Origin of the sequence: Pseudomonas brassicacearum subsp. brassicacearum, assembly GCF_008801605.1 — a bacterium.
GTDB classification, from domain to species: Bacteria; Pseudomonadota; Gammaproteobacteria; order Pseudomonadales; family Pseudomonadaceae; genus Aquipseudomonas; species Aquipseudomonas brassicacearum.
The window spans coordinates 156,107-168,556 of record NZ_VZPJ01000012.1; the positions used below are offsets into that span (position 1 = coordinate 156,107).

Here is a 12,450-nt window from a genome sequence, read left to right on the forward strand (position 1 = left end):
CACCGAACCGGGGCGCCCACTGCCGATTGATCAGGACTGCACACATGATTCACAACGACGTACTGCGCAGCGTGCGCTACATGCTCGACATCAGCGACAAGAAAGTCATCGAGATCATCAAGCTGGGCGGCCTGGAAGTCTCCCTGGCGGACCTGACGGGCTACCTCAAGAAAGACGAGGAAGAAGGCTTCGTATTCTGCCCTGACGAGGTCATGGCGCATTTTCTCGATGGCCTGGTGATCTTCAAGCGTGGCAAGGACGAAAGCCGTCCGCCGCAGCCGATCGAAGTGCCGGTGACCAACAACATCATCCTCAAGAAACTGCGAGTGGCGTTCGAGCTGAAGGAAGACGACATGCACGCCATCCTCAAGGCCGCCGAGTTCCCGGTGTCCAAGCCGGAACTGAGCGCGCTGTTCCGCAAGTTCGGCCACACCAACTACCGCCCGTGTGGCGACCAGTTGCTGCGCAATTTCCTCAAGGGCCTGACGCTGCGCGTTCGCGGCTGACACCCGTGACTTACAACGTCTCTCCCATCGGCTTCGTCCGCTCCTGCTTCAAGGAGAAGTTCGCCATCCCCCGCCAACCGCAGTTGGCGCCGGCCGCACGTGGTGTGCTGGAGCTGGTGGCGCCGTTTGATCAGGGCGAGGCAGTGCAGGGGTTGGAGCAGGTCAGCCATGTCTGGCTGCTGTTCCTGTTCCACCAGGCGCTGGAAGACAAGCCGCGGTTGAAAGTGCGCCCGCCGCGCCTGGGCGGCAACAAGTCCATGGGCGTGTTCGCCACCCGCGCCACCCACCGCCCCAACGGCATCGGCCAGTCGGTAGTTAAGCTGGAGCGGATCGAAGCCGGGCGGCTGTGGATCTCGGGTATCGACTTGCTGGACGGCACACCGGTGCTGGACATCAAGCCCTACGTGCCCTACGCCGACATCATCGGCTCGGCTTCCAACAGCATCGCCAGCGCAGCGCCTGAATTGATTCCGGTGCAATGGGCGGACACTGCCCTGCTTCAAGCGCGCGAGCACGCCACGCGCCTGGGAGAGCCCCTGGTGGAGCTGATTGAACAATGCCTGGCCCAAGACCCGCGCCCGGCGTACCAGGTTCCCACCGCCGAACGGGAATATGGCGCGCAGTTCTGGGACCTGGATGTTCGTTGGCATTACCCGCAGGCGGGGTTGATTCGGGTGTTGGAAGTGATTCCGGCGAAACCGTAGACACCAGAAACGAAAAAGCCCGCGCGGCCTTTATCAGGCGGCGCGGGCTTTTTTTGGTCTGTCATTTGGACCGAGTCGCTACCATCGCGAGCAGGCTCGCTCCCACATTTGATCTGCAGTGACTACAAGAGTGTGTGGTCACACATGCTCCATTGTGGGAGCGAGCCTGATCGCGATAGCTTTCGGTCAGCCATCGCATAAACCGAGGCTTACTTCTCTACAAACGCCCGCTCGATCAGGTAATCACCCGGCTCGCGCATACGCGGCGAAACGGTCAGGCCGAAGCTGTTGAGCACTTCGCTGGTCTCGTCGAGCATGCTCGGGCTGCCGCACAACATGGCGCGGTCGTCCTGCGGGTTGATCGGTGGCAGGCCGATGTCGCGGAACAGCTTGCCGCTGCGCATCAGGTCGGTCAGGCGGCCTTCGTTCTCGAACGGCTCGCGCGTCACGGTCGGGTAGTAGATCAGCTTTTCACGCAGCGCTTCGCCGAAGAACTCGTTCTGCGGCAAGTGTTCGGTGATGAACTCGCGGTAAGCGACTTCATTGACGTAACGCACGCCGTGGCACAGGATCACTTTTTCGAAACGCTCATAGGTTTCCGGATCCTGGATGACGCTCATGAACGGCGCCAGGCCAGTACCGGTGCTGAGCAGGTACAAATGCTTGCCAGGCTTGAGATCGTCCAGCACGAGGGTGCCGGTGGGTTTCTTGCTGATGATGATCTCGTCGCCTTCCTTCAGGTGTTGCAGCTGGGAAGTCAGCGGACCATCAGGCACCTTGATGCTGAAGAATTCGAGATGCTCTTCCCAGTTCGGGCTGGCAATCGAGTAAGCGCGCATAAGCGGGCGGCCATTGGGCTGTTGCAGGCCGATCATCACGAACTGACCGTTCTCGAAGCGCAGGCCCGGATCGCGGGTGCACTTAAAGCTGAACAGAGTGTCGTTCCAGTGATGAACACTGAGGACACGCTCGTGGTTCATGTTGCTCATGTACGGGGACTCCTGGGAAGAATGCCTGCGCCGATAATCTGCGCAATTGCATCGCATTCTAATGGCGGCGACAATATCTGTTAAATGGATTATTAAGATAAGGGTTATCGGTTATATCGATATGCGATTTACTCTCCGTCAACTTCAAGTCTTCGTCGCCGTCGCCCAGCAAGAAAGCGTGTCTCGCGCTGCGGGCCATCTCAATCTGTCGCAGTCGGCGGCCAGCACCTCCATCACCGAACTGGAGCGGCAATCGAGCTGCCAATTGTTCGACCGTGCCGGCAAGCGCCTGAGTCTCAACGCCCTGGGCAAACAACTGCTGCCCCAGGCAGTGGCGCTGCTGGACCAGGCCAAGGAAATCGAAGACCTGCTCAATGGCAAGTCCGGTTTCGGCTCACTGGCGGTCGGTGCCACCCTGACCATCGGCAATTACCTGGCGACCTTGTTGATCGGCGGTTTCATGCAGCGCCATCCAGAAAGCCAAGTGAAGCTGCACGTGCAGAACACTGCCAATATCGTGCACCAGGTTGCCCACTATGAAATTGATCTGGGTCTAATCGAAGGTGACTGCAGCCATCCGGACATCGAGGTACAGAGCTGGGTCGAGGACGAACTAGTGGTGTTCTGCGCCCCTCAACACCCGCTGGCCAAGCGCGGCCAGGCGACCATGGAGGAACTGACCCATGAGGCGTGGATTCTACGGGAACAGGGTTCCGGCACGCGCCTGACCTTCGACCAGGCCATGCGTCACCACCGCAGCGCGCTGAATATCCGCCTGGAGCTGGAACACACCGAAGCGATCAAGCGCGCCGTGGAATCCGGCCTGGGCATTGGCTGCATCTCACGCCTGGCCCTGCGCGACGCTTTCCGCCGCGGCAGCCTCGTCGCAGTGGAAACACCGGACATGGACCTGGCGCGGCAGTTTTATTTCATCTGGCATAAACAGAAGTATCAGACCTCGGCCATGCGCGAATTCCTTGAGCTGTGCCGGGCTTTCACCGCCGGAGCCCAGCGCAGCGACGAAATCGTGCTACCGACCATTGCCTGAGCCGTTACAACAGCACCACGCCCCACACCAACGCGATCATCGTCAGGGCGACGAACTGGGCGGCGCTGCCCATGTCCTTGGCGTTTTTTGACAATGGGTGCAGCTCCAGGGAGATGCGGTCGATAGCCGCCTCCACCGCCGAGTTGAGCAATTCCACGATCAATGCCAACAGGCACACGGCAATCAGCAGCGCCTGCTCGACACGACTGACGTTCAGGAAGAATGACAACGGAATCAACACGACGTTGAGCAGCACCAACTGACGGAAAGCCGCTTCGCCGACAAAAGCTGCACGCAGGCCGTCCAAGGAATAGCCGGAGGCGTTGAGGATGCGTTTCAGGCCGGTCTGGCCTTTAAAAGGTGACATAGAGTGGGCAACTGATCGAAAAGGAGTGGAGAAGCTAATTCAAACCCGGTCAAAAAAGCGTGAACCGGAACACTAAGCCTGCGGCGAAATTGACTCAAGTTGTTGCAGCAGCAAGGCCGCCTGGGTCCGGGTGCGCACGTTCAGTTTACGAAAAATCGCCGTGACGTGGGCCTTGATGGTGGCCTCCGACACGTTCAGTTCGTAGGCAATCTGCTTGTTCAGCAAGCCTTCGCAGACCATGGTCAACACCCGGAACTGCTGCGGCGTGAGGCTGGCCAGCCCTTCGCTGGCGGCCTTGGCTTCCTCGGACACGCTCACCGCTTCGAACGCCTGGGGCGGCCAGCAGACATCGCCGTCCAGGACGGCCTTCACGGCCTTCTGAATCATCTCAAGGGAACTGGACTTGGGTATGAATCCGCTGGCACCGAACTCCCGGGCCTTGACCATCACCGAGGCTTCTTCCTGGGCCGAGACCATGACCACAGGGATCTGCGGGTATTGGCCCCGCAACAGCACCAGCCCTGAAAAGCCATAAGCGCCGGGCATGTTCAGGTCCAGCAGCACCAGGTCCCAATCGGCCTTCGCCGTCAACTGGACCTCCAGTTCCGCGATACTGGCCACCTCCGTCAACCGGACAGCCGGGCCGAGGCCCAGGGTCACAGCCTGATGCAACGCGCTGCGAAAGAGCGGGTGGTCATCGGCAATCAGGATTTCGTATGTGGCCATTTTTCAAATGATCCTGTTTTTAATGGCAGGCCCGATGCATTCGCGCCTCGCCAAGACAACTCAAGACACCGCCATGCAGCGGCATCCACAGGGGCACATTCAACGCCAAACACGGCGTTTCAAACATTGGCGGCGCCCTGGTCGGCGCCAAGCATGCCCAGCGAAGCCGGGGTGGTCAAGCAGCACAGCCGCCACAGTGTCCAGTATGGGCCACTATTGGGCCAATACTGCTTGCGGCGTACGGATAAAGGGTTGCAACTCGGCGTGGGCCGGGGTCGACACGTTCACCTCCTGCTGGCCCTTGGCGCCCAGGTAATGCTGGCTGAACACATCGAAATAGGCGTCCAGGGCCGAAGCGGCATCGCTGTCCCCCGCCAGCTCCAGACACAATGCCGCCACTTCGGCGGTGCACAGGTGCTCGCTGCGGGTCGAACGGCGCAGACGGTAACGCGACAGTCTGTCGGGCAGCAGGCTCAGGATCGGCAGTCGGTCGAAATACGGGCTTTTACGAAAAATCTTCCGCGCCTCGGTCCAGGTCGCATCCAGCAGAATGAACAGCGGGCGCTTGGAATGATCGAGGTCAACCGTGTGGGTAACTCGCGATGGCTCGACGTATTCGCCCGGAAACACCAGGTACGGTTGCCATTGCGGATCGTTCAGCAGCGCCAGTAGTTGCTCGTCGACGTCGGTGCGCGACCAGATGAACGCGTGATTGTCGCGCACCACATCGGCAATCAGCCAACCGGTGTTGCTCGGCTTGAACACTTCCTTGTTGGTCATGATCAGGCAGACCCCGGAGCGGGTCTCGACACTCGGACGCCAGGCGCACAGGCAATGGCTCTCGATCACTCGGCAGGCGCTGCAACGGGGCGCGCGCCAGCCACGGGCCTGGATCGGCCTGATCCCTTCATCGATGCGCTGGTCGCGCAAGCGGGCTACGGCGTTAGGGGCGTGATTCATCATGGGCAACGCCGACAGACAGGAAAACTCGACACGAACAACACTCGGCAGGGCAATAAAGGCCGGCAGTCTACCAGAGCGCACGAACCTGTACCGTCCGCCCGGGCTCCCCTATAATTCCCCGCCACTGAACGCACAGTCATGTGATCGGTCGAACCACCAGTCACTGAACCAGGAGAGTTTCATGCTGCGCCTTATCGTCCCTACCGTTGCCGTTCTGCTGGCGACGTCCTTCAGCGCTCAGGCTGCTTCGCTGAAAGAACTCGAACTGAACAAGATGCTGCAGAACGTCGCCAAGGAAAGTAGCGTCGGTACGCCGCGGGCGATCAACGAAGACATTCTCGACCAGGGTTATACCGTCGAAGGCACCGAGCTGATCAACCACCTCAGCGTGCAAAGCAGTCACGCCCAGAAAATGCGCGCAGACCCCAAGGCTGTGTATTTCCAGTTGGGCTCTACGGTGTGCACCAATCCAGGTTTCCGCAAGTTGATGGCCAAGGGCGCAACCATGCGCTACGAGTTCACCGAGGTTAAGACCAACCGCCCGGTCGCGACCGAGCGCTTCCAGGAATCGGATTGCCCGAAACCGGCCAAGACGAAGAAGTAATCAACCTGAGCTTGCGCGCCGCTGCTCATCGTCGGCGCGCAACTCCGCCACCAGCGCCTGCAAGTAACGCGAGCGCCATGCTCGCCCTCCCAGCCGACGACAGCATTCTTCCTCAAGACTCACCCGATTGGCCTGTGCCGATTCCAACAGCATCAAGTACAACTGCCTGTCGAGCTCCAGAGTGACCCTGGTCATTTCTCCCGCCTCCCTGCCCCGATCCGCTTCAATCCATCACGTGGCACCCAACCCTGGGCGTCAAATTGCATTGGCACGCTTGTTATCAGTAAATCAGAGCGGCACGCACCCGGCCGGCGATCTGACGAGCGGTGCGATAGTTCAGGGCATGTATCAGCGGTTGCCAACGGTCACTTTTGAGCGCCATGATCAAGGCAGCAAAGATCGGCATGACGGTCTAGATTCAAAGTATCCATAGTCTTTTCATCGGGCAGAAAGAGGCTGCCCGGCCAACACCTTGGCGTGTGATTGTTTTTATCAAAGGGAAAAGCAGAACCCGCTGGATGGCTTGGTCGCCTTGCTGCAGACCGCGTCAAGCCAGGTCACCCTCCAGGCCGATGCCTGGGCTGACAACGACACACGGAGTGTCGTGGCCTCGATGAATCTCTCGTCCGGGCCGGGGTCCTGTTAAGAAGGAGAAGCTGAATGCCTTACAAACCGAATGACCTGCTCAGTCGTCATTTTGAGAACCACGGCCACGACCTCACCCGCAAGGTCGAAGAACAACTCAACCTGGTCTCCCCCAACAGCCCCAACCTCCCCATTTACCGAGACATGATCCTGACTGTGCTGCGCATGGCCCAGGAAGATCACAACCGCTGGAATGCCAAGATCACGCTACAAGCCCTGAGGGAACTGGAACACGCCTTCCGTACCCTCGAGCAGTTCAAGGGCCGGCGCAAGGTCACGGTCTTCGGCTCGGCCCGAACGCCTATCGAACATCCACTGTATGGCCTGGCCCGAGAGCTGGGGGCTGCACTGGCCCGCTCGGACATGATGGTCATCACCGGCGCCGGCGGTGGCATCATGGCCGCCGCCCATGAAGGCGCAGGGCGTGACCACAGCCTGGGATTCAATATCACCCTGCCTTTCGAGCAACACGCAAATCCGACCGTTGAAGGCACGCCGAACCTGCTGCCGTTCCACTTCTTCTTCACCCGTAAACTGTTTTTCGTCAAAGAGGCCGACGCACTGGTGCTCTGCCCCGGCGGTTTCGGCACGCTTGATGAAGCGCTGGAAGTCCTGACGCTGGTACAGACAGGCAAGAGCCCGCTGGTGCCGGTGGTCCTGCTGGATGTCCCGGGCGGCAAGTTCTGGCAAGGAGCCCTGAACTTTATCCGCGAGCAATTGGAGGAAAACCGCTACATCCTGCCCACCGACATGAAGCTGATGCGCCTGGTATACAACGCCGAAGAGGCCGTGGAAGAGATCAACCGGTTCTACCGCAACTTCCACTCCAGTCGCTGGCTCAAGCATCAGTTCGTGATCCGCATGAATCACAAGCTAAATGAACAAGCGCTGCAACAGATGCAGAGAGAGTTCGCCGATTTGTGCCTGAATGACTGTTTTCATCAACATGACTACAGCGGTGAAGAGCACGACGAAGCCCAGTTCAGTCATCTGACGCGACTGGCGTTTGCCTTCAACGCTCGGGATCACGGTCGCTTGAGGGAGCTGGTGGATTACATCAACCTGCCGGAAAACTGGGCCCAGCCCGCCCAAAAACCCCATCCCCTCACATGGGAGCCGATCAAGGTAACCTGAGCCCATAAAAAACGGCCTGCTATCGAAATAGCAGGCCGTTTTTGTTTAGTCATCCATACCGCGACCGCTGAACAAGCGGTTGATCATTTCCATGGAGTAGCCTCGATACGCCAGGAAACGCCCTTGTTTGGCTCGTTCCCGTGCATCGATGGGTAAATGTCCTGAGAACTTTCGGCGCCAGGTGTCCGTCAGTTGCTCCTGCCAATCGATACCGCTTTCGCGCAAGGCAAGTTCGATATCCGGGCGTTGCAAACCACGCTGGCCCAGTTCCTCACGAATTCGCAAAGGACCATAACCGGAGCGAGCGCGATAAGAGACAAAGCTTTCCAGGTAACGGGACTCCGACAGCAAGCCCTCTTCGGTCAAACGATCGAGGGCTGTGTCGATCAACTCATCGGGAGCGCCGCGCTGACGCAGCTTACGCGTCAGCTCGACTCGACCGTGCTCGCGCCTGGCGAGCAGGTCCATTGCTGTTCGCCGCACCGCGACGAGGGTATCGAGTACGACGGTCATCGAATCGATCAGATGTCAGCGTCAGCCAGGTCGTCAGCGGTCTCGCGATTAGCCACGGACTTGACGTCTGCCACCGGGCTCAACAGCTTGTCACGCAGTTGCTTCTCAAGGGCGGCGGCGACTTCCGGGTTATCCGCCAGGAACTTGGCCGAGTTGGCCTTGCCCTGACCGATCTTGGTACCGTTGTAGGCATACCAGGCGCCCGACTTCTCGACGAAACCGTGCAATACACCCAGGTCGATCATCTCGCCATTGAGGTAGATGCCCTTGCCGTAAAGAATCTGGAACTCGGCCTGACGGAACGGCGAAGCCACCTTGTTCTTCACGACCTTGACGCGGGTTTCGCTGCCGACAACCTCATCACCTTCTTTCACCGCGCCAGTACGGCGGATGTCGAGGCGAACCGAGGCGTAGAACTTCAGCGCGTTACCACCGGTGGTGGTTTCCGGGCTGCCGAACATCACGCCAATCTTCATACGGATCTGGTTGATGAAGATCACCAGGCAGTTGGCATTCTTGATGTTACCGGTGATCTTGCGCAGGGCCTGGGACATCAGGCGAGCCTGGAGGCCGACGTGCATGTCGCCCATTTCACCTTCGATTTCAGCCTTCGGAACCAGTGCCGCCACGGAGTCGACGATGATCACGTCAACCGCGTTGGAACGCACCAGCATGTCGGTGATTTCCAGGGCCTGTTCGCCGGTGTCCGGCTGGGAAACCAGCAGGTCGTCGACGTTGACCCCCAGTTTGCCGGCGTATTCCGGGTCCAGGGCGTGTTCAGCATCGACGAAGGCGCAGGTCGCACCGGCTTTTTGGGCCTGGGCGATCACGGACAGGGTCAGTGTGGTTTTACCGGAAGACTCAGGACCGTAGATTTCAACGATTCGGCCTTTTGGCAGGCCGCCGATGCCAAGCGCAATGTCCAGGCCCAGGGAGCCGGTGGAGATGGAAGGAATAGCCTGACGGTCCTGATCGCCCATACGCATTACGGCACCCTTGCCGAATTGACGTTCGATCTGACCCAAGGCCGCAGCCAAGGCTTTCTTCTTGTTGTCGTCCATTAAAGTCCTCACGTAATCAATAAGGCCTGACGGCCAACACCTGTATAAGTAGCCAGTATTATTCCACAGCGATTGAGGATCGCCTACCCCTGATTTGAGATTTCTACAGCGGCATGTTGCAGCAGCCCCTCTAGCGCGGCCTTCACCGTTTGTCGGCGGACCTCGTCGCGGTTGCCTGCAAAGAAGCGCTGTTCGCTGATCACCGTCTCGCCAACGCCCCAGGCCAGCCATACGGTGCCCACCGGTTTATTCGGTGAACCTCCATCCGGCCCTGCTACACCGCTGACCGCCACGGCAAAACGCGCCAGGCTTTTATGCTGGGCGCCTCGCACCATGGCCTCGACCACCTCGCGGCTGACCGCCCCCACCTTCCCGAACAATTCGGCCGGCACATCCAGCTGCTGGGTCTTCTGGCGATTGGAATAGGTGACATAACCGGCCTCGAACCAGGCCGAACTCCCGGGAATCCGGGTAATTGCCTCGGCAATCCCGCCGCCCGTGCAGGATTCGGCCGTGGTGACGTGGGCATTGAGCAACTGCAGGTGCCTGCCCAATTCAGCGGCCAGTTCGGTAATGTCGTCCATGGTGCTCTCCTGATTCCACGCAATTGAGGCCTACCGTACACGAGCATTCGAAGCTTGCAAGGCTCGAGGGATTACCGACCCAGCGCTCTGATATAGGCCTGACAGGCCTGCAAGGCAATCAGTCCGCGATCACCGGCATCGGTGATGGCGATAATTCGTTGAGCATGCGCCGGGTCAAGTCGGGCGCGTGGGGCGCCATGATCCAGGCCGCTGGCGCGGGAGGCGGCAGGCACTGCACAACCGGCGGCAACATCGTCGGCGTCGAGGAGGACTGACAGCCGTACATCGGCAGTAGCAAGGCGATCGCGCAGGCGATCCTGGTCACGTTGGGCATCGTTCAAGGCTCGGTAATGGGTTTGTTCGCTGGTGGAGAGTTGTTGTTCCAGGGCCAGGCGTTTGTCTTGCTCGGCCTTTTGCTGCGTCGCGGCCGCTTGGGTGATTTGATTAAGCGTCTCGGCCTGGGACTGTGCGAGTCGGGCCAACTGCTGTCCGTAACGCCAGTCCTGGAACTGCCACGCGAGCATCGCCGAACCGCCGGCCAGCAGCGCGAGCAACACCACAATGCCCAGGGCGCGAGACGAAAAAGGCATCAGGTCGAAGGTTGACATAGCACCGCCCTCGCCCGGGCCCAGAGTTGCAGCCGCTCCTCCAAGCCGTTCAAACCGCCGTTGATACGCCGGGTGATGCTGTTGAACTGATCGCGGTCGGCCAGTTCGTTCAAGCCGTTCTGCTCCCAGAACCAAGCGGCGGACTCGGTGGCCCATTGCGGCTGCTCAAGAAGCTCAGGCAAGGCCAGCAAACGTGCATCACCGAACAGCCCCTGACTGCAGCGAAGGTAATTGTCATGGCCGGTTATCTGGATCAGCCCTCGGCCGCGATACTTCTGCCCGTCGCCGTCAGCCTGGGGCGAGTTGCCCAGGCGAACGGCCAGGGTTCCGGTATCGTACTTGCTAAGGTATTGCTCGCCGCCCAGCTCGCGTACATAACGCAATTGTCCCGACTCATGACCGACCTGGGCCAGGAACGCGGCCATGCGTTTGGGTGTGTCGATACGATAGTGGGACATGGCGGTGTTCAGCGCGGAAATAAAAACGCCCGCTTGGGTGCGGGCGTTGGGCATGATGTTGATAAGTTGCTGCTGCGTAAGGTCCATGTTCAGGTCATCGCAAGTGCATGATCAAAGATGTCCGGCCAGCCAGGACGGCGCAACCGGACGATATTCAGTGACTGGAAAGTGCTCATCCTGCGGCCAATCCCTCAGAGCCCGGCGATAAGCCTGGAGCTGTGTGTACTGTGTTTGATCCAGCGTCGTACCGCCGCCGTCGTCCATTTCGTCGCGATCCCTCGCTATGAGGCGGTCGGTTGCTGTGAGCGATCCATCACGCCAATTCTTCTCATTGGTCATTCGTACCGTGAGCTCATTAACGGACAGTTCTAGGAGCACCGGACGACCTTTGGCGTCCGACTCGATACGTTTGTTCAGGAAGGGAGCGGCAAATAAGGTTCGATATTCTTCATCGGTGATCTTGATCGCGTCTTCAGGAAGACTGCCAGAGTGATCGATAGAGTTGTAGAACCCACCCGTGGATTGAGCGTAATAAATCAACATATTCACCTCCCCTTCAATAACCTATCGCTCGCCATAGTCCAGTCCAATTTGAATAGGCGCCATTGTAGTCCCGCCCATAAAGTCTGAACTGGCTCAGCGAGCCTGTGGAGACTCCAAAAGACGCACAGGTGGGGCCTCCATCGGTCACTACGATGTTTCTAACAGCGTTAGGGAAAGACATAGGAAACGTTACGATAACGCCATTGGCATCCGCCCCGCTGGAAGAAACACCCCACTGCTCGATAACATATCCCGTCGGACTCGTTGTATCAGGCGTCCGCTTCCAACCATTGGGTTGCAATGACGAAGTGGACATAGCCGAATACTTCAACGCCACCGTACCGCCAATAAGACGCCATTGGTTATTGAGCTTGATGAACTCCGCCGTTTCGCCCAGACCGATAGTGATTGTTCCCTGCGCACCATTCGATGCGCATAGCACATCAACAGCGGATGCCGTCGAAACGGTAACGATGCCTGATCCAGCATTGACAATTGTTACTGTGGCGGCATGTATGATTTCGGCTGTAGCCGGCAGCCTCGCGGTAACCGGTGTATTACTGGCGAAACTGACAACTCCGCCAACATCCGATAGGGTCAATGTCGCCCCGGTGTTGTAAACATCGAATCCGCCATACTGCATCCCGCTGCGGAGTACGTATTCAGTCGTTGCAACGGCCCTGCTGTTATCGAATAGCGGTGCGGTAAGAAACAATCCGCTGCCACGCAAGGCTGTGAGCAATTGGTTATAGAGGGCTTCAGACGGCACTATCCCCGCCACCTGAATGACATTGAGCAGTTCCTGCGTCACACCATTGCCCCAACTGGCGGGAATCAAGGAACCCGGCGTACCCGCCAAGGGATCCTCATCCACGAACCTGCCGTTCGACAGGCCTGCGCTGGGCACACTTTTTGGATAATCCAATTTTTCGCTCCTGACTGACCAGCGATCAAAATGAAGGCGATATAAAGCCTCACCGTTAATACGCAGTGGCAC

At 59.0% G+C, this 12,450-nt stretch carries 18 protein-coding genes; 5 read left to right on the top strand and 13 right to left on the bottom strand.

Annotated elements, in window-relative coordinates; genetic code table 11:
• Nucleotides 1–44: 44 nt before the first annotated feature.
• A complete protein-coding gene (locus tag F7R20_RS24135; RefSeq protein ID WP_003198373.1) occupies nt 45–506 on the top strand; it encodes a YehS family protein in 462 nt (153 codons plus the stop codon).
• Nucleotides 507–511: 5 nt separating this feature from the next.
• Entirely contained in the window at nt 512–1,210 is a 699-nt protein-coding gene (tsaA, locus tag F7R20_RS24140; protein ID WP_003198370.1) for a tRNA (N6-threonylcarbamoyladenosine(37)-N6)-methyltransferase TrmO, read from the top strand.
• Nucleotides 1,211–1,419: 209 nt separating this feature from the next.
• On the opposite strand, the gene fpr is transcribed toward tsaA, so the two are convergent.
• Complete coding sequence (gene fpr, locus F7R20_RS24145; protein ID WP_003198368.1) at nt 1,420–2,199, bottom strand: ferredoxin-NADP reductase; 780 nt, start codon at nt 2,197–2,199, stop codon at nt 1,420–1,422.
• A 121-nt stretch (nt 2,200–2,320) separates the two neighbouring features.
• Between fpr and F7R20_RS24150 the strand changes: the two genes are divergently transcribed.
• Entirely contained in the window at nt 2,321–3,247 is a 927-nt protein-coding gene (locus F7R20_RS24150; RefSeq protein WP_003198364.1) for a LysR family transcriptional regulator, read from the top strand.
• 4 nt (nt 3,248–3,251) lie between these two features.
• Here F7R20_RS24150 and F7R20_RS24155 read toward each other — a convergent pair whose 3' ends face one another.
• The 3 genes from F7R20_RS24155 to F7R20_RS24165 form a co-directional block, all read right to left on the bottom strand.
• Nucleotides 3,252–3,614 (bottom strand): diacylglycerol kinase, encoded by a 363-nt coding sequence (locus F7R20_RS24155; protein ID WP_003184792.1) that lies wholly within the window; start codon nt 3,612–3,614, stop codon nt 3,252–3,254.
• Between the two features lie 72 nt (nt 3,615–3,686).
• Nucleotides 3,687–4,340, bottom strand: coding sequence for a response regulator transcription factor ErdR (erdR, locus tag F7R20_RS24160; protein ID WP_003198362.1), 654 nt, complete (start codon nt 4,338–4,340; stop codon nt 3,687–3,689).
• A 213-nt stretch (nt 4,341–4,553) separates the two neighbouring features.
• Complete coding sequence (locus F7R20_RS24165; protein ID WP_003198361.1) at nt 4,554–5,300, bottom strand: tRNA-uridine aminocarboxypropyltransferase; 747 nt, start codon at nt 5,298–5,300, stop codon at nt 4,554–4,556.
• Between the two features lie 184 nt (nt 5,301–5,484).
• Between F7R20_RS24165 and F7R20_RS24170 the strand changes: the two genes are divergently transcribed.
• Entirely contained in the window at nt 5,485–5,907 is a 423-nt protein-coding gene (locus F7R20_RS24170) for a quorum-sensing-regulated virulence factor family protein (RefSeq protein ID WP_003198359.1), read from the top strand.
• Here F7R20_RS24170 and F7R20_RS24175 read toward each other — a convergent pair whose 3' ends face one another.
• Both F7R20_RS24175 and F7R20_RS32105 read right to left on the bottom strand, forming a co-directional pair.
• Nucleotides 5,908–6,102 (bottom strand): hypothetical protein, encoded by a 195-nt coding sequence (locus F7R20_RS24175; RefSeq protein WP_003198357.1) that lies wholly within the window; start codon nt 6,100–6,102, stop codon nt 5,908–5,910.
• An 85-nt stretch (nt 6,103–6,187) separates the two neighbouring features.
• Nucleotides 6,188–6,313, bottom strand: a complete 126-nt coding sequence (locus tag F7R20_RS32105) for a hypothetical protein (RefSeq protein ID WP_256212898.1) — start codon at nt 6,311–6,313, stop codon at nt 6,188–6,190.
• Between the two features lie 254 nt (nt 6,314–6,567).
• On the opposite strand from F7R20_RS32105, the gene F7R20_RS24180 reads away from it, so the two are divergent.
• The gene (locus tag F7R20_RS24180) at nt 6,568–7,686 is read left to right on the top strand and encodes an LOG family protein (protein WP_003198355.1); all 1,119 of its coding nucleotides are present in this window, start codon (nt 6,568–6,570) and stop codon (nt 7,684–7,686) included.
• A 45-nt stretch (nt 7,687–7,731) separates the two neighbouring features.
• Here F7R20_RS24180 and recX read toward each other — a convergent pair whose 3' ends face one another.
• From recX to F7R20_RS24215, 7 genes are all read right to left on the bottom strand, one after another.
• The gene (gene recX / locus F7R20_RS24185; RefSeq protein ID WP_003198353.1) at nt 7,732–8,199 is read right to left on the bottom strand and encodes a recombination regulator RecX; all 468 of its coding nucleotides are present in this window, start codon (nt 8,197–8,199) and stop codon (nt 7,732–7,734) included.
• A gap of 8 nt (nt 8,200–8,207) precedes the next feature.
• Complete coding sequence (gene recA / locus F7R20_RS24190) at nt 8,208–9,260, bottom strand: recombinase RecA (RefSeq protein ID WP_003198351.1); 1,053 nt, start codon at nt 9,258–9,260, stop codon at nt 8,208–8,210.
• An 83-nt stretch (nt 9,261–9,343) separates the two neighbouring features.
• Nucleotides 9,344–9,844 carry a CinA family protein gene (locus tag F7R20_RS24195; protein ID WP_003198349.1) on the bottom strand — a complete coding sequence of 167 codons (501 nt, stop codon included), beginning with the start codon at nt 9,842–9,844 and terminating at the stop codon, nt 9,344–9,346.
• Between the two features lie 71 nt (nt 9,845–9,915).
• Complete coding sequence (locus F7R20_RS24200; RefSeq protein WP_003198346.1) at nt 9,916–10,452, bottom strand: lysis system i-spanin subunit Rz; 537 nt, start codon at nt 10,450–10,452, stop codon at nt 9,916–9,918.
• On the bottom strand, nt 10,434–10,997 hold the full coding sequence (locus F7R20_RS24205; RefSeq protein WP_003198344.1) for a glycoside hydrolase family 19 protein: 564 nt from the start codon (nt 10,995–10,997) through the stop codon (nt 10,434–10,436). The genes F7R20_RS24200 and F7R20_RS24205 overlap by 19 nt, the downstream gene beginning before the upstream one ends.
• Before the next feature lie 24 nt (nt 10,998–11,021).
• Nucleotides 11,022–11,453, bottom strand: coding sequence for a phage tail assembly chaperone (locus F7R20_RS24210; protein ID WP_003198342.1), 432 nt, complete (start codon nt 11,451–11,453; stop codon nt 11,022–11,024).
• 13 nt (nt 11,454–11,466) lie between these two features.
• On the bottom strand, nt 11,467–12,378 hold the full coding sequence (locus F7R20_RS24215; RefSeq protein ID WP_003198340.1) for a gp53-like domain-containing protein: 912 nt from the start codon (nt 12,376–12,378) through the stop codon (nt 11,467–11,469).
• Nucleotides 12,379–12,450 lie beyond the last annotated feature (72 nt).